At 30.0% G+C, this 24,721-nt stretch carries 18 protein-coding genes; 8 read left to right on the top strand and 10 right to left on the bottom strand.

Features of this window, described 5'->3' with window-relative positions:
* Window positions 1-6: 6 nt before the first annotated feature.
* The 4 genes from hepB to B8978_RS02550 are packed head-to-tail and all read left to right on the top strand — an operon-like array spanning window position 7 to window position 5,174.
* A complete protein-coding gene (gene hepB, locus B8978_RS02565; protein ID WP_176212588.1) occupies window positions 7-2,283 on the top strand; it encodes a heparin/heparin-sulfate lyase HepB in 2,277 nt (758 codons plus the stop codon).
* 30 nt (window positions 2,284-2,313) lie between these two features.
* Window positions 2,314-2,979 carry a YveK family protein gene (locus B8978_RS02560; protein WP_084113716.1) on the top strand — a complete coding sequence of 222 codons (666 nt, stop codon included), beginning with the start codon at window positions 2,314-2,316 and terminating at the stop codon, window positions 2,977-2,979.
* A 13-nt stretch (window positions 2,980-2,992) separates the two neighbouring features.
* Complete coding sequence (locus B8978_RS02555; protein ID WP_084113715.1) at window positions 2,993-3,679, top strand: CpsD/CapB family tyrosine-protein kinase; 687 nt, start codon at window positions 2,993-2,995, stop codon at window positions 3,677-3,679.
* A gap of 40 nt (window positions 3,680-3,719) precedes the next feature.
* Window positions 3,720-5,174, top strand: coding sequence for a lipopolysaccharide biosynthesis protein (locus tag B8978_RS02550; RefSeq protein WP_084113714.1), 1,455 nt, complete (start codon window positions 3,720-3,722; stop codon window positions 5,172-5,174).
* Window positions 5,175-5,213: 39 nt separating this feature from the next.
* On the opposite strand, the gene B8978_RS02545 is transcribed toward B8978_RS02550, so the two are convergent.
* Entirely contained in the window at window positions 5,214-7,370 is a 2,157-nt protein-coding gene (locus B8978_RS02545; protein WP_084113713.1) for a polysaccharide deacetylase family protein, read from the bottom strand.
* A gap of 146 nt (window positions 7,371-7,516) precedes the next feature.
* Between B8978_RS02545 and B8978_RS02540 the strand changes: the two genes are divergently transcribed.
* Window positions 7,517-9,235, top strand: coding sequence for a right-handed parallel beta-helix repeat-containing protein (locus tag B8978_RS02540; RefSeq protein WP_084113712.1), 1,719 nt, complete (start codon window positions 7,517-7,519; stop codon window positions 9,233-9,235).
* A 125-nt stretch (window positions 9,236-9,360) separates the two neighbouring features.
* Here B8978_RS02540 and B8978_RS02535 read toward each other — a convergent pair whose 3' ends face one another.
* The 6 genes from B8978_RS02535 to galE all read right to left on the bottom strand — a co-directional run bounded on the left by B8978_RS02535 (window position 9,361) and on the right by galE (window position 16,049).
* Window positions 9,361-9,705: a phenylpyruvate tautomerase MIF-related protein gene (locus tag B8978_RS02535; protein WP_084113711.1), complete on the bottom strand. Its 345-nt coding sequence runs from the start codon at window positions 9,703-9,705 to the stop codon at window positions 9,361-9,363.
* A gap of 223 nt (window positions 9,706-9,928) precedes the next feature.
* Complete coding sequence (locus tag B8978_RS02530) at window positions 9,929-11,095, bottom strand: iron-containing alcohol dehydrogenase (protein WP_084113710.1); 1,167 nt, start codon at window positions 11,093-11,095, stop codon at window positions 9,929-9,931.
* A gap of 172 nt (window positions 11,096-11,267) precedes the next feature.
* A complete protein-coding gene (locus B8978_RS02525; RefSeq protein ID WP_084113709.1) occupies window positions 11,268-12,323 on the bottom strand; it encodes an aldose epimerase family protein in 1,056 nt (351 codons plus the stop codon).
* A 188-nt stretch (window positions 12,324-12,511) separates the two neighbouring features.
* Window positions 12,512-13,543 (bottom strand): LacI family DNA-binding transcriptional regulator, encoded by a 1,032-nt coding sequence (locus B8978_RS02520; RefSeq protein ID WP_084113708.1) that lies wholly within the window; start codon window positions 13,541-13,543, stop codon window positions 12,512-12,514.
* A gap of 10 nt (window positions 13,544-13,553) precedes the next feature.
* Window positions 13,554-15,047: a UDP-glucose--hexose-1-phosphate uridylyltransferase gene (gene galT / locus B8978_RS02515; RefSeq protein ID WP_084113707.1), complete on the bottom strand. Its 1,494-nt coding sequence runs from the start codon at window positions 15,045-15,047 to the stop codon at window positions 13,554-13,556.
* Window positions 15,048-15,059: 12 nt separating this feature from the next.
* On the bottom strand, window positions 15,060-16,049 hold the full coding sequence (gene galE, locus B8978_RS02510; RefSeq protein WP_084113706.1) for a UDP-glucose 4-epimerase GalE: 990 nt from the start codon (window positions 16,047-16,049) through the stop codon (window positions 15,060-15,062).
* Between the two features lie 347 nt (window positions 16,050-16,396).
* On the opposite strand from galE, the gene B8978_RS02505 reads away from it, so the two are divergent.
* The gene (locus B8978_RS02505; protein ID WP_242950458.1) at window positions 16,397-18,835 is read left to right on the top strand and encodes a sensor domain-containing diguanylate cyclase; all 2,439 of its coding nucleotides are present in this window, start codon (window positions 16,397-16,399) and stop codon (window positions 18,833-18,835) included.
* Between the two features lie 92 nt (window positions 18,836-18,927).
* Here B8978_RS02505 and B8978_RS02500 read toward each other — a convergent pair whose 3' ends face one another.
* Entirely contained in the window at window positions 18,928-20,088 is a 1,161-nt protein-coding gene (locus B8978_RS02500) for a galactokinase (RefSeq protein WP_084113705.1), read from the bottom strand.
* A gap of 379 nt (window positions 20,089-20,467) precedes the next feature.
* Between B8978_RS02500 and B8978_RS02495 the strand changes: the two genes are divergently transcribed.
* Entirely contained in the window at window positions 20,468-21,865 is a 1,398-nt protein-coding gene (locus tag B8978_RS02495) for a glycoside-pentoside-hexuronide (GPH):cation symporter (protein WP_084113704.1), read from the top strand.
* A gap of 91 nt (window positions 21,866-21,956) precedes the next feature.
* Here the strand turns inward: B8978_RS02495 and B8978_RS02490 are convergent, their stop codons facing one another.
* Both B8978_RS02490 and B8978_RS02485 read right to left on the bottom strand, forming a co-directional pair.
* The gene (locus tag B8978_RS02490) at window positions 21,957-22,208 is read right to left on the bottom strand and encodes a hypothetical protein (protein ID WP_084113703.1); all 252 of its coding nucleotides are present in this window, start codon (window positions 22,206-22,208) and stop codon (window positions 21,957-21,959) included.
* Window positions 22,209-22,255: 47 nt separating this feature from the next.
* On the bottom strand, window positions 22,256-22,717 hold the full coding sequence (locus B8978_RS02485; RefSeq protein ID WP_084113702.1) for a pyridoxamine 5'-phosphate oxidase family protein: 462 nt from the start codon (window positions 22,715-22,717) through the stop codon (window positions 22,256-22,258).
* Window positions 22,718-22,913: 196 nt separating this feature from the next.
* Here B8978_RS02485 and hcp point away from each other — a divergent pair, with 196 nt between their 5' ends.
* Entirely contained in the window at window positions 22,914-24,566 is a 1,653-nt protein-coding gene (gene hcp / locus B8978_RS02480) for a hydroxylamine reductase (protein WP_084113701.1), read from the top strand.
* The last annotated feature ends 155 nt before the right edge of the window (window positions 24,567-24,721 follow it).

Raw genomic sequence — 24,721 nt, 5'->3', positions numbered from 1 at the left:
GATAAGATGAAAAATAAAATAATAACTGTTGTAGTAATATTTATAGTTTTATTTATAAGTATAACTCTCAGCATAGCAATTTTTAGTGCGAAATTTAAAAACATAGACAGTATACCTACACCAAACGAAGATCATCCAAGACTTTTTCTTAGTTCAAAAGACATTGACAATTTAAAGAGTAAGGCGACATCTAAAAAGCTAAAACCCGTTTGGAATATCATTTTAAAAAACAGTGAGACTAAGCCTGATACTGTAGATAAACTGGAAGTTAGAAAAATATATGAATCAGATGCATTTGTATACCTAGTAACAAACAAGCGTGAATACGCAAAAAAAGCCATTAACTTGGCGTTAAAAAATTTGAGCGAGCTTAAGGTAAATAGGACAAAAGCTTCAGATTATAATAATTCTCAAATTTATGGAAGAATTATGCTTAGTGGTGCTATGGTTTATGATTGGTGTTACAAATTTTTGACAAAAGAACAGAAAATGAAATTTATTAGCCAGTTTGAAAAAATAGCAAAAAGCTTGGAGGAGGGATATCCACCAAAAATTCAAAGCACTATAACTGGTCATTCTAGTGAAGAGGTAATAATGAGAGATTTGCTTGGCACTGGTATAGCCATATATGATGAGAAAAAAGAAATGTATAATATTTGTTCTAGTTATATTTTTAATGATTACGTACCTGTAAGAAAATTCATTTATAAATCTGGTATGTACTATCAGGGTAATGATTATGGGCCTACACGCTTTAGTTCAGACATGTTTGTTACCTGGATATATGACAAAATGGGATATGGAAATATATTTGGAGCAAGTCAAGGAAAACTTTTGTATAGGACAATTTATTCAAGAAGACCTGATGGGAGACTATTGAAAGATGGTGATATGTTTATGGATGATAATAGTACATATCCTTCATATCCTATGGAAACTATGCTTGCATCAAATTATTATAAGGATCCATATCTTATTAACGAGTTTAATAAAGAATATGACGGGCCGGGAACTATTGATCCTATTTTTGAAATGTTATTTATTGACCCTAATTTAAAAGAAAAATCATTTAACACCTTACCTCTAACACGGTATTTTGGAGCACCTATGGGCTCCATGATAGCAAGAACAGGCTGGAACTTTGGAAGCAAATCAAATGATGTGGTTGCAGAGATGAAAGGTGGAGCATATCAATTTAACAATCATCAACATTTGGATTTTGGAAGTTTTCAAATTTACTATAAGGGAGCTCTTGCAATAGATTCTGGAATATATGAGGGAACAAGTGGGGGATATGGTTCTAATCATGATATTAATTATAATAAGAGAACTATAGCTCACAATTCAATGCTTGTGTATGATCCAAAGGAGATCTTTAGCTTTGATGGTAAAAGGGTTTCAAATGATGGAGGACAAAACTGGCCGAATAATGGATATGAGGCTTTTGATCTTTCACAATTGAATTCAAAAGGTTATGAAAGAGGAAAAGATCTTCACTGGTATTTTGGGCCCGATAACACTAGTCCTGATTTTAGCTATATTAAATGTGATTTAACTCATGCATATTCATCAAAGGTAAAGAATTATAAACGTTCAATGGTTTTTATAAATTTCAAAGATAAGCATATACCTGCGGCAATGATTGTTTTTGACAAAATAGATTCTAGTAATCGAGGTTACAAAAAAAGTTGGCTTTTGCATTCTATTGAAGAGCCTCAAGTTAACAATAACATTTCTACAATAAAAGTAAAAGGAGGAGGTAAACTTGTAGACACAGCTATCTTACCTAGTATAGATAATTTACAAATAGAAAAGGTAGGCGGTAGTGGCAAGGAGTTTTATTATGACGGTACAAACTATGAGAATAGTCCACAAAAATCAAACACTACAAATGAGGATGGTGGCTGGCGAATAGAAATAAGTCCTCAAGCTAAAGCAAATACTGATTTGTTTTTAAACGTGCTTCAGGTTATGGGCACAAAATACAATGCTGTACCAGTTAAAAAAATTAACGGTAGCGACAATATAGGTGTAGTTATCAGTAATTATGCAGTAATGTTTAATAAAGGTGGGGAGGACTTTAAAAAAAATGTAACCTTTGATTTAACTTGCTTACAAGCAAATAAAAAGTATAAATTACTGTTTTGTGATTTACAGGAAGGAGAATGGACTGTTTATAAGGATGGGAAAAAAATTATGGAACAGAAAACAGTAAACCGAAATGCTGGATCAATATTTTGTGTAGGAACTTCAGGCAAATACACATTTAAATATAAAAAATAAGAATTTTAAATTTTAAGGAGGACTAATTGTATGGAAGTAAAAAAATATATTGAAATTGTTGTAAACAATTTGTTATTAATTGTTTTAATAACGCTTTTTACAACAATGCTTACAGCCTACCTTGTACTATTTAGAATTGCACCAGTTTATGAATCAAGTGCCAGTCTCTATGTTATGGAAAATGACTTAAGCTCAGGTCAATATACTGATATGACTGTAATTAAGCAATTAGTTAAGGATTATCAAAGTATTCTTTCAAGCAGGATGATTACTGATATGGTTGAAAAAAGTGTAGGACTAAAAAGTGATGAGGTAAGTGATATTACTAGAAATGTCTATGTGAGTCAACAAGGTGATGCCAATATTATTGTATTAAAGGTGAGAAATAAATCACCTAAGATGGCACAAAACATAACCGAAAATTTTTCTAAACTTTTTATTGAAAAAATTTCAGATATATCAACTGTTAAAAATGTAACAGTAAAGGCTATAGACAAACCAGAATTACCTAAAATGCCTATAACGCCTAGAAATAAGCTTGATATAGCGGTTGCTTTTATGTTAAGTTTTACTGCTTCATTAGGCATTGTATTTTTAAAAGAATATTTTGACACTTCTCTGAAAACAGTAGAGGATGTGGAAAAATATCTTAATCTTAAGGTTTTAGGAACTATACCAGTTAGAAATATTAAATAAGGAGAACAACATAATGGATATAGAAAACATAGATATTTATGATGAGGATAATAAGCCATTTCAAGAGTCATTTAATGCGCTTAGAGAAAATATTAAATTCTGCTGCAACTCTAAAAACCATATTAAAACTATTGCCATTACAAGTTGTAAGCCAAGAGAGGGCAAGACAACTATAGCCATTAATTTTGTTATTTCTTTAGCTAAGAATGGTTACAATGTATTATTAGTTGATGCAGATCTTAGAAAGTCCAAAATAAAAAAAAAGCTGTCAAACAACTGTACAGAAGGAATAACTTCTTATGTAAAAAATGGTTGCTCCCTTGAACGTATCATTTGCAAAAGTAATATGAAAAATGTAGATTATATTGCTGCTGGATATAATTCAAGTAATCCATCAGGAATAATAGCATCAATAAAATTTAAAGAATTAATTACATGTGTTAGAGAAAAATATGATTATGTTATTGTTGATACACCTTCATTAGGCAGTGTTATTGATGGAAGTGTAGTTGCGTCTATAACAGATGGAACAGTTTTGATTGTAGAATCTAAAGCTGTTAATAGAGAAGTTGTAGATAGAACAATGGTTCAACTGAAAAATGCAAAAGCACAAATGCTTGGTGTTGTGTTAAATAAAATAAACAAAAGACAGTATAAGAAATATTGTCGATATTACAAAGATGTATTATTTTGTAAATGATAGCTCGCATAGATAACAGAGAGAGAGGGGGGGACAGGCTATGGAAAAAGCTAAATCACAAAAATTAATAAAAGACACCCTAATATATGGATTAGCAACTTTTGGACCTAAGCTAGTTTCATTTATTTTATTGCCTTTATACACACATTACTTCACTTCTGCTGAATATGGTACCTGGGATTTAGTAGTAACAACAATTTCCTTAGTAAGTCCAATTGTTACATTAGAACTTATAGATTCTGTATATAGATGGCTAATAGAGGCGAAAAGATTAAATGACAGGATGAGAATAATTACAACTGGATTTTTTGCTTTGGTAAAAAATTTAATGATCTCCAATCTTATAGCTGGAGTTTTTTTTATTATGTTTCCAAATAATTATTGGTGGCTTTCATTGTTAATAATTAACTCAGATAATTTAAGTGGATTTGTACAACATTGTGTAAGAGCGTTAGGATACAATAAACAATTTGCAATAATAGGAATACTAAAAACTGCTGTATCAATAGTTTTCACTATATTTTTTGTCTTTATCATGCATTTTAGAATAGAGACATTTTTTTATTCAATGATAATAAGCAACATTTTTGGGTTAATATATTCCTGGAGATTCCTAAATTTTCAGCAATATATTAATATTAAAGTATATTCAAAAAATACATATAAAGAGTTTATTAAATACTCAATTCCTCTAATTTTAGGAGCTGTAAATTGGTGGGTAATGAACGTGTCAGATAGATATATCATTGCCTTTTATTTGGGAGTCAAGGCTAATGGTATATATGCTGTGGCAAATAAACTACCATCTTTGGTGAATGTGGTAAGCTCAATTTTTTATCTTGCATGGCAAGATAACGCTATAAGGGAGTACAATAATAATGAGAGAGACAAATATTATTCTAGTATATTTCGACATTATTTTAGATTGATGGTTACAACAGTAATCTTATTAACTGCATCTTCAAGAATTATCATGAGAATAATGATTTCAAATCAATATGATAGTGCATGGAAATATGTAGGAATATTATATCTAGGAGCGATGTTTTCTACCTTCAGTAATTTTTGGGGGGCAGCTTATCAGGGGTCAAAACAAACAAATAATATTTTTGTGACAACGGTTATAGGTGCAATTTCAAATATTGCTATTAATCTGGCGTTAATTAATCATATTGGGATTTATGCTGCAGCGATATCTACGTTTTTAGGTTTCTTTATAATGTGGATTATGTGTGTATTAGATTCAAAGAAGGAATTCAAAATACAAATAGATTATAAAGAGGTAACAGTACTACTAACAATTTCATTTATAACTCTGTTATTATCTTTTTATGCCAACATTGCAATTGATTTATTTATTTTCTTAGTAGGAGTTGTTACATTTATAATAACTAATGGTGATATAATAAAAAAAATTTTTACTTATAGTTATAATTATAAATTTGTATCAAAAATTACGGTATTAACAAAAAATAAAATAAAGCAAGCAAAGTAGACATACAATAATTATAGAATAACTACTTTGCTTACTTCATTATTTACTTAAATTGTAATTGTTTATGATTTCTTTGTCGGTTAAAGCTCTATTATAAACTCTTATGGTGTATATATTACCTTTGAAGTGTCCATAGCCATTTACAGGGTTTCTTCCTATGTTAATGTCAGTATTATTTGAAATCATTTTTCCACCATAGGTAGTGTTTTTAATCATGGAATCCACCCATATATCAGTCTTACCATTTTGCATTCTGCAAACAATATAATGTTTTTTATTATCAGCTACATTTACTGAAGAACTGCAAAAGGCATCTCTAGAAAAGAAAAATGCTTGTGAAGTTATATTAGTAAAAAAAGATTTTTTGTAATTTTTACCTATGATAACACCATTATCAGCAGAAGTTTTCTTAATAACATATTCAATGGTAATGTTTTTCCCTTTTATATTTAAGCTGTCTGTATTTGGTAAAAAACAATAATCATCAATTCCATCAAATTTCAAGGAGTCTCCTTGCCAGCCGCTAGTGCTATTATAATTAAAGTTCATTAAGGTAAAGTTATTATTATGACCGCTTTTGTCATACCACATGTTTTTATTTCCACTCCCATCTGATCCATCAAGCCATAATACCAATCCATCACTAATAATTGAAGGAGGTTTTGAAGCATTTACAGTTATACTAAAATTAAGAATATTAGAAACTTTTCCAGAGCTATTCCTTGAAGTTATACTTAAAGAATGATTTCCGGCGCTTAGTTTTCCTGCATTCCATGTGTTGTTACCAGAACTTAAAGCTTTACTGGATGTTGACCTTCCATCTATTGTATAAGTTGCTGTAAAACTATCTATAAGGTTAGCACTAGCTATAGTATAAGGAATTGCAATATTGTCATCAGTTGTAAAGCGTGTATTATTGAAAGTAGAAGTTAGTGAGGGAGTAGCAATAGCTTGCTCAAGTTCAAAGCTACTGAGCGTAAGAGGCCTTATGCCTGTACTAACTATATAATCGGCAAGACCTTTCACAAGGCTAGTAGGAACTGTGTACGTATCAGAACTAGGTGAATCAGATACATTGTGGCTAAATATAATTGCAGTGCTACCAGATTCAATAGCTTTGTCTATAGTATTTTTCACATCAGCTAACGTAGTTGTATTTGTCATTTCTAATGCAGATTTTAATGACATGGCATTGTCAACTGGTGTATTTACTAAACCAACAATAGAGCCTCGCGCCATTACAATGCCACTATTTTTAAGAACATCTTGAACGTGTAAATCATCTGCACCTAAACCCTCAGGATATGCAAGAATGTTTGAGGATTTAATAAAACCTAAATTATTTAAATATGTACTGCAGGTTGTTATCTCATTTGCAATACCACTATCGGTTAATGAGGTTAATGCAGTGTGATTAGTAGTGTGATTTATTACATCCCAACCACTATTATATAGGTTTTTCAGTTGAGACTCTGTCATATAACCATCAGTATTAACTGAATTTTTAATTGCACAAACACTAACAGGAATATTTCTAGCTTTAAAATAAGGGTACATTTTATTGTACACACTAGAATAACCGTCATCCATTACAACTATTACCTGTGGTGTACTTTTTTCATTTTTTCTCATCTCTCCAAAGGTTACGTCAGCACTTTTGAGAGAATCTGACCACACCCACAATCTTAATGTAGTTATAGGGGTATTCCAATTGGCATTACCAGAGCTCGTAAAATCTGATTTTGCAAACTTAACGTGATTCCATCCATTTGTTAATGACCATTTTGTAATATTTGCACTAAAACTTGATGCAAAATTATTTGAGATAAGGTCGGCTGATATTGCAAGCAATTTAGATTTATCAGGTATATATACCCAAAAAGAGATAGTCTTGAGGTCAGAAACGTTTAAAGAACAAGTTTTGTCAATGTATGCACCGTCCCCAGGGTTATTTACTGTTAATCTTAGATTGCTTGAACCGGATTTTACATTAATTTTATCTACGGATTTTGTACCACTACTTGAAGCAACCCAATTATCCGTATTGTCGAAGTTATCTAGTAAGGTTCCAGGATTATAGCTATATTTTTGGGAACACAAATATCTAGAAGCAGCATTGTTTATTATGGTGGTTTTGTAGCAAATAACAGTTGAAAAAAATAACAAAGCTAACAAAAATGAAAGATATTTTTTCAAATTAACTCAACTCCTTTTTACTAATTATATTATAAAATGTAATTAATTGTAAATTAAATATTGTATAGAACGCCCGTTAATGTTTTACACCTTTACAGTTGCATTATTTTAGTTCCGTCATATTTTATTATAGAGGAGGGCGAGCTATGAAAAGTTTTAGTGGAATTAGTAGCCAAACTAGTACAATTGATTCGTTAGTGGCTGATATTATTACTATAGATGTAAAAAAGTATGGAGCAAAGGGTGACGGAATTACAGATGATTCGGGTATTATAAAAGGTATTGTGAGTTCATTAAATAGTAGTGCAGGTGGCACAATATTTTTTCCTACAGGCACTTATGTTTTTTCAACACAAATATTAATACAAAATATAAATAACATTAGGATTAGAACAGAAAAAGGTGTAGTTTTAAAAAAACAAGCTAAATTTCCAACTGATATGCCCTATGGTATATTTGAGTTCTTAGATTGTACTGGAGTTCATGTTGATGAAGTTATTTTTGAAGGAATTACAAACTCTGCAACAGACGTAGTATGGAATGACAATGGAGTTAACGTCCATTCTTGTTCAAATGTAATAATTTCAAAATGTTTTTTTAAGGATTTTGGAGATAATGCAATAGAAGTTTGCAGCGAATATAATCCTTCACTACCTGTATCTGTGAACAGTTCCTATATTATGATTAATAATAACACCTTTACAAATGTATCAAAAGCAATAACCACAACACCAGGAGGTTCTGAGGATGTAATCGTTTCTCAAAATATTTCTTATGATATAAAAGGTTATGGAATAAGATTTTATACTGACATTCCAAGCATATCAAGAATAATCATAACTGACAATATAATTAAGAACAGTATAGGCAGCGGAATTGGAATTGATTCTTGTTCTAATGTTATTGTTTCTAATAATGTAGTAGAAAACACAAAAGAAGAAGGGATTTTGCTAGAATCCAATGGAGCAGCTATTACTAATGGACATACCTTTGCAAATGTAAAACTTCACGATAATATAGTCAGAAACTGTGGCAATGGTATATTGGTAATGAATAACGTGTATAACAATGGAGACAACCGTTTAGTACAAAATGTGGAAATTGTCGGTAATTTTATAGAAAATACAGTTGGTGTAAGTAATACTGCTGATCATGGGGCCATAGTTGTAAGTCAAAATCAGATAAAAAATCTTAAAATTGTTAGTAACACAATTAATGGTTCAGCTGATTGTGGCATATATATTGGAATGTATGTTAATAATCTTGCAGATAGTGATGAAATACGAATAAATGATAATTATATTAACAACTGCACTAATGATTTAATTAAGATAGAAAGATATGCAAGCACAAGAAACTATAAGGACATTGAGATTGCTAGAAATAAATGCATAGGAAGTAGTTTTGATATATATGATTGTGACGATTTGACAATTTCAGATAATAGCATAAATTCTTCTAAACTAAGTGGAGTTACAAATTGTAATAGTGTATATGCCAGAAACAATTATTTTCACTCATCAAATGATGGATTTCAATTCTACAATAATAATGGTCTGAATTTAAGCAATAATTATTTTGAGGCATTAACAAATGCTTTAGCTTTACTAGGCTCATGTAAAAATATAATTGAAGTTAATAATGTTTATGTTGGACCAACTGTGCTAACTGGAACTTTTAACACTAAAATTGGCATTAATGGGAACAGCATTGCATTTGGTAATGCTATACCAAGTGCAGGAAGTTACAAAAAAGGTGATATAGTATATAATTCAAACCCAGCTTCCGGAAAATATATAGGTTTTGTATGTATTACCTCAGGAACACCTGGCATTTGGAAGGGTTTTGGCATTATACAAACTTAACTTTAAATAAAAAAAACTACAAAAAGAATTTGATTGTAAATAAATTCTTTTTGTAGTCATTAAATAAACACAGCAGAGATGTCAGATACTTTTATAGCGAATTTCATTGCTATTATTAGCGTAAATCAAAAATTGTTACCGTTCCAGCCCCAATGTTCTACTTCCTCATATTTAATATAAATTCGATCTGAATTTATATCTAACTCTTGATTTAGAATGTCAGTAATAGCTTTTGTAAGTTTAGCATAGGCAGCTTGTGTAGCTTTTCCAAATATTTTTACTTCTACAAAAGCTATTTTATCCTCACTAATACCTTTAAAATAAAGATTACACTGATCATCAAAAGAAAGCATAAGCCAATCTTCCGTTTTTCCAGGAATAAGTTCAATAGCTTTCCCTAATTTACTTTTTAGAATTTCTTCTTTTTCTTTTGAGATTTTTACATTTACTTTTGTACTAATAAATGGCATATATAATCCTCCAATATTTTATTAAACTTAATATTTATATAGCATATTTTAGCACTTTAAAATTTAAATATCAATTTTATCCATTAGCTATCATCCGTAAAAACTCTCACTTCGAACTAAACGATAAAGTGAGTTAACGGCTGCTACGTGCTGGACTTTAGTTCAACTAACATTAATATAGGGTAAAAAACAAACTCACACATGAGTGCAAGTTTCACTTTATTTAGAAATTTACTTTGTTTCCATAATAGATACAAGTGAATAGTTTCTCCATTGTCTTATCATCTATTTCTCTAGGATTTGAACTAGTGCAGGCATCTAATACTGCGTTGTGAGAAATATATTCTAGATTGGATTTAAAATCTTCTTCTGTTGTACCATAATCTTTCAAAGTAAGAGGAAGATCCATTTTTTTATTTAAATTCTGTATGAAATTAATTAATGACTCAACTAGTTCATCGTCAGTTTTACCAGATAAATTTAATCTTTTAGATATATTAGCATATCTGTGACAACATTTTTTAGAGTTATATTGAATTACATATGGTAAAAAGATTGCATTAGCACATCCATGAGGAATATGAAATACAGCACCTGTTTTGTGTGCCATTGAATGAGCTATGCCAAGTAGTGCATTTGAAAATGCCATTCCAGCTAAACATTGAGCTGAGTGCATTTCATTTCTAGCCTCTTTATCTCCATTATAGGATTTTATTAAGTATTCATTTATCATAACAATAGCGTCTAGTGCGAGTGGATCTGAAAAGGCGGATCTAAGACTAGCAACATAAGCTTCAATAGCATGAGTTAGAGCATCCATACCAGTATGAGCTATAAGTTTTTTTGGCATAGTTTGAGCAAGTTCTGGATCAACTATTGCGATATCCGGAGTTATATTAAAATCAGCTATAGGATATTTAATTTTCTTTTTATAATCAGTTATAACTGAAAAAGCTGTAACCTCTGTTCCGGTACCACTAGTTGATGGAATAGCAATGAATTTTGCCTTTTGCCTTAGTTCCGGAAGGCCAAAAGGAACAACGGCTTGTTCAAATGTGAATTCTGGGTATTCATAAAATATCCACATAGCTTTAGCAGCATCTATTGGGGAGCCACCACCGATAGCTACAATCCAATCAGGCTCAAAATCCCTCATTATAGTAGCACCATCCATAACCGTATCAACTGAAGGGTCAGGCTCTATACCATCAATAACTTTAACTTCTATATGAGCTTCTTTTAAGTAATCAATAACCTTGGCTAAAAAACCAAATCTTTGCATAGAACTACCACCAACAACTACTACAGCTTTTTTGCCATTTAGGGTTTTTAAAGTTTTAAGAGAACCTTCACCAAAATATATGTCTCTTGGTAATGTAAATCTTGCCATAAAATATTCCTCCTAAATAATATAAATTTACAATTTATTTCTTGTATATAGAATAACAATAACAGACAAAAAATGCAACAAAATAATATAAAAAATGTGTCTAAAATATTGCATTGTTTGTGTAATGAAAGAAACCACCGGCTTAGCCGGTGGTCATGATTAAGTGCAATTATTATAAAACTGAAAATTTATATATTGTAGTATGGTTATATTCCTCATTAGACTTTAGCAGAGGGGAGGCAAAATTATTGTTATTTATAGCATTAGGTACACATTGTGTTTCAAGACAAACAGCATTTCTTTTTTCATATACAGCACCGTTTTTTCCAATATCAGATCCATCAAGAAAATTAGCTGAATAAAATTGTACTCCTGGCTGAGTAGTATAAAGCTCCATTACTCTGCCTGTAGATTCATTTACTAATTTTGCAGCTAGCTCATTAAGGTTTCCTTTAGAATTTAACATCCAGTTGTGATCATATCCTAAGCCAAAATGAATTTGTTCGTAAGTTTCATCAAGCTGGTGGCCAATAGTTTTTAATGTTTTAAAATCCATGGGAGTTCCTTCTACAGCTACAACTTCCCCAGTAGGAATAGAATATCTATTATTTGGTGTAAATTCATCTGAATTAAGCATTAGTTTATGATTTAAAGCACTTCCAGATGCATGTCCTCCTAAATTGAAATAGGAATGATTTGTAAGGTTAACAACTGTATCTTTATCGCTAATTGCTTTATAATTTATTTCTAAAGCATTGTTTTCTGTAAGTGTATAAGTAACTGTGACATTAAGATTTCCAGGATAAGATTCTTCTCCATCTTTACTGAAATAGGAAAGCTTTAATATGTTTTTTTCAGCATCAAGTATGGATGCTGTCCAAACTACCTTATCAAAACCTTTAATACCACCATGCAGGTGATTATCACCATCATTTCTAACTAATGAATATTCTTTTCCATTAATTTTAAATTTTCCATTCTCAATTCTGTTAGCACAACGACCAACCAAGGCACCAAAAAACTTGTTACCGTTTTCATAAGATGTAATATTGTCATAACCTAATACAACATCATCAAATTTATTGTTTTTATCAGGTACGATTATGGAAACTATGGTACCTCCATAGGTAGAAATTTTCACTGTGACACCATTATTATTAGTAAGAGTAAATAGATCTACGTCAATGTTTTCCTTTGTTTTCCCAAAATTTTGTTTAGTTATAGACATAATAAAACCTCCATTAAAATTTATTTGTAATATAGAATGTTTAATAAATGAGAAATATTCATAATACTTATAAATTGCAAAGTACGGGTGAAGGGTTTTCACCTTTGCTTCGCCTTTTAACGGGCGCAGCATCCGTTAAAACCCTTCACTATTATTTTGCAATTTCTTTGTATTATGAAATAAAATTATTAAGCATGTGATAACGAAATATTAGGACCTACAGTGTCTCTTTTAACGAGACAATTATTTAAAATTATTCGTTTGCTATATTTATTGTCACAGTCAATCTTCTGTATTAAAAGCACTGCAGCATTAGTACCAAGAAGAAACATGTTTTGATCCATAGTAGTCAATTTTGGTTCTACAAATTTGCTTAACAGTATATTATCATAACCGATTATTGAAAAATCCTTTGGAACATTTAAATTTAATTTTTTACAAGCGTTAAGCACACCAACAGCCATAAGATCGTTACATGCAAACACAGCAGTTGCAGAAGAGCTCTTTAATAATTCAAGAAATAGATTTAAAGTGTTATCAACAGTGTCGCTACTATTTCCATTTCCAATATTAATAATATTATTAGGCTTAAAATTATTAATTTTTTTCATAAATTCTTCATATACTTGTTCTTTTAAATCACAAGAATAACTATCTTTACCCCTAACAAATAATATGTTTTTATGATTGTTATTCAGTAGATAATCTAAAGCGATTTTTGCACCCATAACCTCATCATTTGAGACACAAGATATGTTAGAATCTACATAATGACCATTTACAAATACAATTGGTATTTTGCTTGATATATTATCGTAGAATTTAGATCTAATATTATTTGTATTAGGTCCGATTAGTATTATTCCAGAAACATTTCTTGATATTAAATTATTTATACATTTTTTCTCTTCGTTAGCATCGTTGTTAGTACAGGTTAAAACTATAGATAAAGATTTGTTTTTTAAATGACTCTCTATACCATTAACAACTTCAGGAAAAAACATATTATTAATACTAGGTACAACTACACCTATAGTAGCAGATTTTTGCTGTGTAAGTTCCCGTGCTTGCATATTTGGTATATAGTTAAGTTCATCTATTGCTTTAAGAACATTTTCACGAGTTTCAGCCTTTACGGGGTAATTACCATTCATTACCCTTGAAACTGTTGCAACAGACACATTTGCTTTTTTTGCTACTTCAAGTATAGTTATCTTCATAATTAATCACCTATAATATATTTATAAATTTGTCGAAGGCACATAAACCAGATGAAGTTCTTTTAAACACACCAGAATGAGTTAGAACTTTTAAAAATTTAATACCAACTTCTTCTTTTAAAATGTTATCAACATTTCCTTCATTTATATCTTCGTATTTATCTATAAGGAATTTATACCAATCACTATGTTTTGATACATTTTTATCATTTGAAATATGATTTACTCTATTAATTAAACATTTTCTCAAAATAATAAGTTCATATTTTAGCCTTGCAGGGAGAACTGCGAGACCCATTACTTCTATAAGACCTATATTTTCTTTTTTTATATGATGAACTTCGCTATGTGGATGGAATATGCCAAGAGGATATTCCTCACTAGTTCTATTATTCCTTAAAACTAAATCAAATTCATACTTTCCATTCCTTTTTCTAGCAATAGGGGTTATAGTATTATGAGGTTCATCACCAGTATGACTCATAATATTAACAGATTCATCTGAATAAGTTCTCCAAGTATCTAATATATGCTCTGCTAAATTTATTAGCTTAGTTTTATTATCCCCTGAAATTCGAATAACTGACATAGGCCACTTAACTCTTCCAATTTCTATATTATCATAACCAGATATAAAATATTTTTTTTCTATAGGGGCTTTCTCCATAGCAAAGCTATATCGGCCTCCTTGATAATGATCATGAGATAATATTGAACCGCCAACTATAGGTAAATCTGCATTTGAACCAGCAAAATAGTGAGGTAATATATCTATAAATGATAGTAGATTTTCAAAGGTTTTTCTACTTATTTTCATAGGAATATGATTGCTGTTTAATATTATGCAATGTTCATTATAATAAGTATACGGAGAATATTGCATAAACCATTGACTTTCTCCAAATTTAAATGGAATTATCCTATGAGTTTGTCTTGCCGGATGGTTTATATTCCCATAAAAGCCCTCATTTTCTTTACATAATAAACATTTTGGGTAAGAGGTTGATTTAAACAATTTTGCTTTTGCTATGTCTTTTGGATCTTTTTCTGGTTTTGACATGTTTATAGTTATATCCAAATCTCCATATTCAGTATTGGTTTTCCAAATTATATTTTTATCAATTCTACTCTTTCGTATATAGTTTGAGGCCACACTCAATTTGTAATAATAATTAGTAGCCGTTTCTGGAGACTCTGAATAAAATTTATGAAAGTTACTTATTACTTCAGAAGGTCTTGGCATTAAAGCATTCATTATTTTAGTATCAAATAAATCTCTTTCAGTAATTGTGCCGCCTATAATATTATTTTCTACGGCATAGTTTAATATGTTTTCCAAAATAGGAGTAGGTGTATCTAAATTTTCATTAACGTCTTCTGGCTCAAAATAATCTATATTTAGTAATCCAATAAGCATGTTTGCTGAATAAATCTTGTCCTCTTTACATATAAGGTTTTGTTTAATAGCAAAATTAATAAGTCTGTTTAGCTCATAATTAATCATAGTAAAAACCTCCTAGTCTTCAAAGCCATTTGGATGAGTCTCATGCCAAGTCCAAGCATCTTTTACAATTTCTTTAATGTTTGTATATTTCGGACTCCATTCTAAAATTTTTCTAGCCTTTTCACTTGAAGCAACTAGTTGAGCAGGGTCTCCAGCTCTTTTTTCGCCTAAGACAACCTTAATATCTTTTTTTGTGACTTCTTTAGCAGCATCAATCATTTCCTTTACGCTAAAGCCGATTCCATTACCTAAATTAAATATGTTACTTTCATTACCATTTTCTAAATACTTAACAGCTTTAATGTGGGCATCAGCTAAATCAAGCACATGGATATAATCACGTATACATGTACCATCAGCAGTAGGATAATCAGTACCAAATACAGTTATAAATTCACGCTTTTTTAATGGAACTTGAAGTATAAGTGGAATTAAATGAGTTTCAGGATGGTGGTCTTCACCTATACTTCCATCTTCTAAAGCACCAGCTACATTAAAATATCTAAGGGCTACAAAGTTAATTCCATAAGCTTTATTACACCATTTCATCATTTTTTCCATAGTAAGTTTTGTCTCACCGTAAGTATTTGTAGGGTTTGTATCATCACTTTCAACTATAGGAATTCGTTTTGGTTCTCCATAAACAGCAGCAGTGGAGGAAAATACTATATTTTTTATATTAAATTTAACCATAGTTTCAAGTAAGATTTGCATTCCATAAACGTTATTATTGAAATAAAGCAGAGGTTTAACCATGCTTTCTCCAACCAAAGAATTGGCTGCAAAGTGTAATACGGATTCTATTTTGTTTTCATAGAAAACCTTTTCTAAAAATTTACTATCTCTAATATCACCTTTATAAAATTTAGCGTTTTTATTAACGGCTTTAAGATGACCGCTTTGTAAATTATCTACTATAATGACATCATTGCCTTGTTCTATAAGCTTGTACACTGTATGAGAACCGATATATCCAGCACCACCACAAACTAAAATTGACATAAATAAACACTCCCTTTAGATAAAATTTTTAAATAAGGAGAAAACATTTTCATTTCCTTATAATGCTATAGTAACCGATTACTATAAAAAAGTAAAGAGTAAATTTTAATAATTTATCCCATGACTATCATTCGTAACACTCCAATCTTTTTCAAAGTGGGAGATAACGGTTGCTACGTTTCTGGATAATTACTTCTAAGTTTATTATACGTTTTTTAATTATTTTATAGATATGTGTAGAACATACTATTATATAAGCAATTGACAAGTATAAGATTATCAATTAAACTAACTTAGTTATAAAATGAATAAGCTAATTCACTTTATTTTATAGAAAGGAAATTATAATGAAATTTAAAATGTTTTTAATATATAAAGGTGCAAAGATGAGTATTAGAAAAAAGTTTGTAATTTTTTCAATAATATTAGGAATAGTACCAACTTGTCTTGCAGTAAGTATATGCATTGTAAACTTTAACAATAAAAATGTAGAAATGATTAAAGAGAACGTAACAACAGTTGCTAAAGATCAATCAAGTAAATTAGATGAGTTTTTCAAACAAAACATTACTGATCTTAACATAGCTGCCAATATACCAGTAACCAAGCAATTATTAGTCACTTCTAATAATGGAATAGATGATAAAAATTTAAAATACAATAACGAAATGTTAAGTCAACTTTTTGAAAGTATACAAAAAGAACAATTTTTTTTAGATAGAGTATTACTTGTTAATAAATATGGAATTGTAATTTTATCTAGTGATAATAGATATGTAGGTAAGAGCATTATTCTTTCTGATAAAGAAAGAGAGACACTTTTAAAGAACAACATAGTCGTAACAGATATTATTCAAAAAAAAGATTTTAACAATGGAGTTAAAAGTGCAATAATAGCAAGACCTATATTCTCTGAAAACAAGTACCAAGGATCTATATTTAATGTGATAAATATGAATTATTTTCAAAAAATCGTAAATAGTGTGGGATTTTTTAAAAATGGGAAAGTTGCAATTGTTGATGGAAAAGGAGAGGTTGTATCAAGTAGTAGCAGAGAAGTAAAAAATAATATAAATAAAATTAGCAGCCCTAATAGTTTATATTCACAATGGAATAGAATAGATTTCAATAAGAATCCAAATGGAATAATTGAATACAATATGAAGGGAACAGATAAAATAGGATATTATTCTAGAATTCCAAACACGGGATGGACGGTATTAAGTGGTGTGGAATGGTCTGAATTTAAGAATCCAATGAATAATAATATAAGAAATTTAATTGCTATTTTAATGTTTATTATAGCGATTGTAACAGTACCATATATTTTTGTAATCAAACATTTTTCTAGGCCTCTATTTAAGTTATTGGAATCTATAAAGAGAATAAAGAAAGGTAATTATTCTGATAGATTTATATATAATAAAGATGATGAATTTGGTGAAATAGCAACAGCATTTAATGGATTAATAGATAAGATTCAGGAGAATAAAAGACATATTGAAAATAAAAATAGAAATTTACAATCTCTAACATCTAATATACCAGGAGGTGTTCATCGCAATGTACTAGAAAATGGTGAATTTATTTTAGATTTTTTAAGTGGTGGATTCTTACAACTTTTAGGCTATGAAAGACGTGAATTTAATAGGATGTTTGGGAAAAAAATATTTGATGTTATTTATGAAAAAGATCGTGAGCGAGTAAAAAAAGAAATTAATGAACAAATAAGTAAGCATAATAAGTTTAATGTGGAATATAGGCTTGTACGAAAAGATGGAAGTATAATATGGGTAATTGATAATGGGCAAACGGTAAAAGATAGGAATGGAAAAGTTTTTAGTTATAATGTAGTAATTAATATAAATGATGCTAAAATAGCACAAGAAAAGCTTAGACTAAGTGAAGAACGGTATCGTATAATTATGTCTCAAACTGAAGACATAATCTTTCAGTGGAATATTATAGAAGATACTTTTTCACATTCAGATAAATGGAATAGAATTTTTAATGAAGAAACTGATATAAATAATATTAGTAAGAAAATATATAAAACAGATGTTATATATAAAGATGATTTGAAAAAATTAAGCCAAAATTTAAATCAAATTATAAATGGTGAAGAGTATGAAGAAACTGAAATTAGAATTAAAAATAAAAATTCTCAATACATTTGGTATAAAATAAGAGCTACTGGAATATTTGATGAAAATGGAGAACTTTTTAGAGTTATAGGAGTAATAATTAACATTAATAAAGAAAAAATTGAAGCTGAAAAACTTTTATTTAAAGCACAAAGAGACAGCTTAACCAGTCTTTATAATAAAGGCATTACACAAAGTATAATTGAAGAATATATGGAAAATGAAGGAGAGGGTATTACTGGAGCATTATTTATCATAGATGTAGATAATTTTAAAGCTATTAATGATAATTTAGGACATTTAGCTGGAGATGTCGTACTTACTAGTATTTCTTCCATGCTTTTAGAAGTTTTTAGTGAAGATGCCATTGTAGGTAGGATGGGTGGAGATGAATTTATGGTGTTTTTAAAAAATGTAGATTCAAAAGAATTTTTATATAAAAAAGCTGAACAGTTACTTAAAGGATTTAGAAAAGAACATATTGAACAAAATTCAAAATACAAAATTTCAGCAAGCATAGGAATTGCAATGTATCCAAAGCATGGCGTGTCATTTAAAGAACTTTTTATAAATGCAGATAAAGCAGTATATCTAGCTAAGAACAGAGGCAAAGACAATTATTGTATTTTTGAGGATGCTTAGCTTGCAAGTCCGTATTTTAAGCACAATGTTAAAATATGGACTTACAAGTTAAATTTTAAAAATTAAGCAAAGCCCCCAAAATCCACTTAGTTTTATCTTATTTGATGTGTTCCGTTGCCTATTCCACTAGAATAGAAACTTGGTTTATATCCAATTCTTTCAGTGTAAGCTTTTCTTACCTCATCTGTAAAACTACTTATTTTATCGGTTTTAACTAAAGCTATAGCACAGCCTCCAAAACCAGCACCAGTCATTCTTGCCCCAATACATCCATCATTCTTTAAAGCTTCTTCAACTAATGAATCAAGCTCTATGCCTGTAACTTCATATAAATTTTTTAAAGAATCATGAGATTCCATTAAAAGTCTTCCGAACTCTTCAAGTTCACCTTTGTTAAGACAGTCAAAGGCACTTATTACTCTATCATTTTCATATACAGCATGCTTTGCTCTGTTTTTAATTTTCTCATCAGTAAATATATGTTCTAAAGCATCAAATTCTTCTGGAGTTAATTTGCATAGATTCTGAACATTCTTTTCTTTTTGTATAATTTTTAAGGCTTCCTCACATTCTGCTCTTCTCTCATTATATTTAGATTCATTTAAAGCTCTTCTCTTATTAGTATTCATTATTACTATTGAATAATCCAAAAGCTTCATGTCAGCATATTTATAATTTAAGCTGTTGCAATCTAGAAGGATAGCCTTGTTAGTTTTACCTAGACCAACTGCAAATTGATCCATTATACCACAATTAACTCCAACAAATTCATTTTCAGCTTTTTGGGCTATCTTAACTAATTCAACTCTATCTATTTTACCTTCATTAAATAAATTATTTATAATTACACCAGTCAAGACTTCAAGTGATGCAGAAGATGAAAGCCCTGCACCATTAGGTATATTTCCACTTATAAGTATATTCATACCTTTAGTTTTGTAACCCTTGTCTTGCATTATTTTTATTACTCCCTTAGGATAATTTGCCCAGTCATCTTCTTTGTTGTAAGCTAAATTATCTAAATCATTGCATACTTTTAAATCAAAATTTGTAGATGTGAAATTTAATTTATTATCATCTCGTAAACTGACAAGAGCATAAGTTCCAAAATCTAGGGCACATGGAAACACTAGACCGCCATTATAATCTATATGTTCACCTATAAGATTAATTCTACCAGGTGAAAAAAAACAAAATTCACTTTTTGCTCCATATATATCTTGAAATATTTCTTCTAATTTATTTATATCCATAAAATTATTCCTCCAAAATTCTTATATTTGTTATTTTAACTATGAGTTATGTTACAAAATATTCATCCATAAACTTTTTACTTATTTAGTATTAAATTTGCATACATGTAGAAAACCTTTTCTATGTATTAATATTATCAAATAAGGTTGTTCTTCGCAAGAGTTTTTTAAAAAACGTTTTCATATTTTTGAAAAGGTTTAAATTTTTATTATATAGTATATAATGTACATTATTTTTTTTTATAAAATAATTAAGAAAACGTTTAAAAAAAACTCTTGTACTATTAAAAAATATTTGATAGAATGAAATCATGAAAAAAAGAAAACCTTTTCTATATAAAAGTTAAATCTATTAAAAGAATGTAAGGGGGAAGTAAAAATGAGACAAAGAATTTCATATGCATTAGGTGCATTTGGTCATGATATTTACTACGCAACATTGTCAACATACTTCATGATTTTTGTTACAAAAGCTATGTTTACTGGAGCACCAAAGGATGTTCAAGCTAAAATGATAGCTCTAGTTACTACATTAGTTGTAGGTATTAGACTGATTGAAATCGTTTTTGATCCGATTATTGGTAGCGTCATAGACAATACTAAAACTAAATGGGGAAAATTTCGTCCATGGCTTTGTATTGGAGGAACAGTCAGTGCAATTTGTCTTGCAATGTTATTTACTAATTTCTTTGGACTAGCTACAAGTAATCAAACTGCATTTACTATTGTATTTATAATCGTTTTTATTATTTTGGATTGTACTTATTCATTTAAAGATATAGCATTTTGGTCAATAATCCCTGCACTTAGTGAAGACTCAGCAGAGCGTGGGAAATTAGCAACATTCGCTCGTTTCGCTTCATCATTAGGAGCAAATGGAACAACACTTGCGGTAGTTCCTATAGTTTCATTTTTTACATTAATGATTACGGGGCATTCTGGAGAGGCCGCTAGTGGATGGTTTGCATTTGGACTTATAGCTGCAATAATCTATGGTGTTACAAGTTGGATTGCAGCTCTAGGAACAAAAGAAGAAGACAGTGCCTTACGTAAGCAAAATGAGAAAACTTCAATAAAGGATGTTTTTGGGGCACTTGCTAAAAACGATCAATTAATGTGGCTTGCATTGGCATATATTTTGTTTGCCATAGGTTATGTAGCCACAACAGCAGTATTAATGCTTTACTTCCAATATGTAATAGGTAATATAGCAGCTTTTTCCATTGTAGGTGTCGTATCTGCAATATGTGGTATTATAGCTGTTCCACTATTCCCAGTTATCACTAAAATTATTTCAAGAAAATACGTTTATGCAATTGGTATAGTATCAATGTTAATTGGATATTTATTATTTTCTGTAGGATCAGCAAGTTTACTAGCAGTTATTATTATAGGTTTAGTATTCTTCTACTTCCCATACCAATTGATTTTCCTATCAGTGCTTATGACGATAAGTGATGCAGTTGAATATGGACAATGGAAAAATGGAGTTCGTAATGAAGCGGTAACTTTATCTCTTCGTCCATTATTAGATAAAATTGCAGGCGCACTATCAAATGGTATAGTAGGGTTCATATCAGTAGCATGTGGTATGATTGGAAATGCACAGGCAGGTGATATAACATCTAAAGGTATTTTAGCATTTAAAATGTATGCTTTTTATTTGCCAGCAGCATTAATGATTATCTCATGTATTATATTCTTGCTTAAAATCAAATTGACAGAAAAAAGACATGCTGAGATAGTGAAAGAATTAGAGGCATCACTAGGAGAATAACTGAATCGTATATGTTGACAGCGTAAATAGAAATACTAGAGGCTGATTTTTATCCTTAATAAATGAGGGTAAAAATCAGCTTTTTTATTTCTTAGGAATCCATTTTAGATAATATTTTTTTTGCTATTAAATCAGCATCTAAAGTGTCATCAACTTCAACATGTATTTTATAGCTAAGCCCTTTGGCCTCACCAGTTGAATAAATGATCTCGGCAGTTTTATTGTCAATTTTTTTAACAACTGTTGCGGTATCTCCTGCTTTTACTAAAGCAGTTCCACCTTTAGCTAGTGGAATTTTATGACTAACTTTAAATTTTATTTGTTGTCCTATTTTTACCTTCAAATTAGCTCAGCTCCTTATGTGATAATTTACTACAACTATACTATAAATTATTTTCGTCCTTTACCAGTAATATGATTAATGCTTATTCCAAATACTCTAGTAGCTTTTTCGGCTCGAGCTATGTATTTCTTGCCTTCATCTATGTAAGACAGAGAGAATTTTTCTATTATTGCCAGAAGTACTGATATTTTTTCATCATCAAAAACTTCATAAGCATCTCCAAAAACAATTACACTTCTATAGTCTGTACTAAATTTATCAGGGAGTATATCGTGTTTCGTAACTGCAGTAAAACAAATCTTGTTGTTTCTTTTAATCATATCTAGCTTGTAGCCTTCTGTGGCACCATGAAAATAAATTTTATCATTTAAATATACAAAATTTATAGGTACACCGTAGGGGTATTCTTCACCATTTATAGAAATAAAACCATAATCTGCAGAATTTAATATTTCAATGGCTTCTTCATTTGATAGTTCTCTTTGCTTTTTTCTCATTTCACGAAACATATGCAAAACTCCTCACTAATTTTAATATTTTATAATTCAATAATAATAGTATATATTTTAAATTAAAAATTTGCTATAAATTTTAAATCTATTAAAGCAGAACATATTGATGTAAATGTTATTTTTGTAAATAGAATAACTATAGATGAAAAGTGAAATAATAGTAAAGTGAAAAACTATTTAAGGAGCTGTTGAAATGGAAAATTCAATGTTTTGTTATCAATGCGAACAAACTTTTGGTGGGAAGGGGTGTACAAAAAGCGGAGTTTGTGGAAAAACACCAGAAATCGCAAATTTGCAAGATTTACTCATATATCAGCTAAAGGGGATATCTTGTTATGCAAAACCTTTAATTGAACAGGGGAAAATTATCGACAAAGATATAGTGAAGTTCGTAGAAAATTCTTTGTTTACAACACTTACAAACGTAAATTTTGATGCAGAAGCTCATGTGAAATTATTAGTGGAATCTCAGAGGATTAAAGAAATATTAAGAGATGAAGCGCCTAAAGCAGAATATCCAGCTGCTGCTACATATGATTTAAGTGGTGAAAAGGAAATTATGTTAAAGGATTCAGTTAAAGCAGGAATTATGTATGATGAAGAACTTGATGCTGATATAAGGTCTTTGAGATCAACAATATTGTATGGGTTGAAGGGAATAAGCGCTTATGGGCATCAAGCAAGATTCATGGGATATAATAGTGATCAAGTAGATCAATTTTATTTTTTAGGACTAGAGGCTACTACAAATGATAATTTAAGTTTGCAAGATATGATTCGTTTCACAATGAGAACGGGAGAGATGAGTGTAGAAGTTATGAAGATTTTAGATGAAGGAAATACATCCAAATATAAAAACCCTTCTGCACATAAAGTAAATGTAAATATTAAAAAAGGACCGTTTATAATTGTATCGGGTCACGACTTAAGAGATTTAGAAATGCTTCTTAAGCAAACAGAAGGAAAAGGAATTAATATTTATACCCATGGAGAAATGCTACCAGCACATGGATATCCAGAACTTAAAAAATACAAACATTTAGTGGGGAATTTTGGCTCTGCTTGGCAAAATCAGCAAAAGGAATTTGATGGAATACCGGGATGTATCTTAATGACAACTAATTGTTTAATGAGACCAAGAGAGACATACAAAGATAGAATATTTACTACAAGTGTTGTTGGATGGGACGGAGTGAAACACATAGATACAAATGAAAATGGAACAAAGGATTTTAGTGAAATAATAGATAAAGCATTAAAACTTGGTGGATTTAAGGAAAATGAAGAAACAAAAGAAATTTTGGTAGGTTTTGGACATAATGAAACATTGTCACATGCAGGTGAAATAGTTAATGCAGTTAAAGAAGGAAAGATAAGTCATTTCTTTTTAATAGGTGGTTGTGATGGGGCTAGACCAGGTAGAAATTATTATACGGATTTTGCAAAGATGCTTCCAAAGGACTGTGTAATCCTAACTTTAGCTTGTGGTAAATACAGATTCAATAAATTAGATTTTGGAACAGTGGCAGGACTTCCAAGACTACTGGATATTGGTCAATGTAATGATGCCTATTCAGCAGTTAGAATAGCTACGGCACTTGCAGATGCATTTGACACTGATGTAAACTCGTTACCATTAACTATTGTTTTGTCTTGGTATGAACAAAAGGCGGTAGCAGATTTATTAGCACTATTGTCGCTTGGTATAAAAGGAATATATTTAGGACCAAGTTTGCCAGCATTTTTATCTCCTAATGTATTACAATATCTAGTGGATACGTTTGGCATAAAGCCAATCAGCACTCCAGAGGAAGATTTAAAAAGTTCGCTTAAACAAGCAAATTAAATGAATAGTTTTTCAAGGAGCTACTAAAAAATAATTTGAATCCTAGGGTGTAATGCTCTAGGATTTGTTTTTCATTCGTCAAAAATAAATCATAAAAACTAATGTTTGTGTAACATATGATACCGATATTATATAAGAAATGCTCTATAATATAG

Source organism: Clostridium acidisoli DSM 12555, from assembly GCF_900176305.1.
Lineage (GTDB): Bacteria > Bacillota > Clostridia > Clostridiales > Clostridiaceae > Clostridium_I > Clostridium_I acidisoli.
The sequence above is the reverse complement of the archived record's forward strand: the minus strand, read 5'-3'. Positions and strand labels throughout refer to the sequence as shown.

What these genes read in the sequence shown, in the direction of transcription:
- hepB (WP_176212588.1), top strand. Translation starts at nt 7, where the DNA reads ATGAAAAATAAAATAATAACTGTTGTAGTAATATTTATAGTTTTATTT.
- B8978_RS02560 (WP_084113716.1), top strand. Translation starts at nt 2,314, where the DNA reads ATGGAAGTAAAAAAATATATTGAAATTGTTGTAAACAATTTGTTATTA.
- B8978_RS02555 (WP_084113715.1), top strand. Translation starts at nt 2,993, where the DNA reads ATGGATATAGAAAACATAGATATTTATGATGAGGATAATAAGCCATTT.
- B8978_RS02550 (WP_084113714.1), top strand. Translation starts at nt 3,720, where the DNA reads ATGGAAAAAGCTAAATCACAAAAATTAATAAAAGACACCCTAATATAT.
- B8978_RS02540 (WP_084113712.1), top strand. Translation starts at nt 7,517, where the DNA reads ATGAAAAGTTTTAGTGGAATTAGTAGCCAAACTAGTACAATTGATTCG.
- B8978_RS02535 (WP_084113711.1), bottom strand. Translation starts at nt 9,705, where the DNA reads ATGCCATTTATTAGTACAAAAGTAAATGTAAAAATCTCAAAAGAAAAA.
- B8978_RS02530 (WP_084113710.1), bottom strand. Translation starts at nt 11,095, where the DNA reads ATGGCAAGATTTACATTACCAAGAGACATATATTTTGGTGAAGGTTCT.
- B8978_RS02525 (WP_084113709.1), bottom strand. Translation starts at nt 12,323, where the DNA reads ATGTCTATAACTAAACAAAATTTTGGGAAAACAAAGGAAAACATTGAC.
- B8978_RS02520 (WP_084113708.1), bottom strand. Translation starts at nt 13,543, where the DNA reads ATGAAGATAACTATACTTGAAGTAGCAAAAAAAGCAAATGTGTCTGTT.
- galT (WP_084113707.1), bottom strand. Translation starts at nt 15,047, where the DNA reads ATGATTAATTATGAGCTAAACAGACTTATTAATTTTGCTATTAAACAA.
- galE (WP_084113706.1), bottom strand. Translation starts at nt 16,049, where the DNA reads ATGTCAATTTTAGTTTGTGGTGGTGCTGGATATATCGGTTCTCATACA.
- B8978_RS02505 (WP_242950458.1), top strand. Translation starts at nt 16,397, where the DNA reads ATGAAATTTAAAATGTTTTTAATATATAAAGGTGCAAAGATGAGTATT.
- B8978_RS02500 (WP_084113705.1), bottom strand. Translation starts at nt 20,088, where the DNA reads ATGGATATAAATAAATTAGAAGAAATATTTCAAGATATATATGGAGCA.
- B8978_RS02495 (WP_084113704.1), top strand. Translation starts at nt 20,468, where the DNA reads ATGAGACAAAGAATTTCATATGCATTAGGTGCATTTGGTCATGATATT.
- B8978_RS02485 (WP_084113702.1), bottom strand. Translation starts at nt 22,717, where the DNA reads ATGTTTCGTGAAATGAGAAAAAAGCAAAGAGAACTATCAAATGAAGAA.
- hcp (WP_084113701.1), top strand. Translation starts at nt 22,914, where the DNA reads ATGGAAAATTCAATGTTTTGTTATCAATGCGAACAAACTTTTGGTGGG.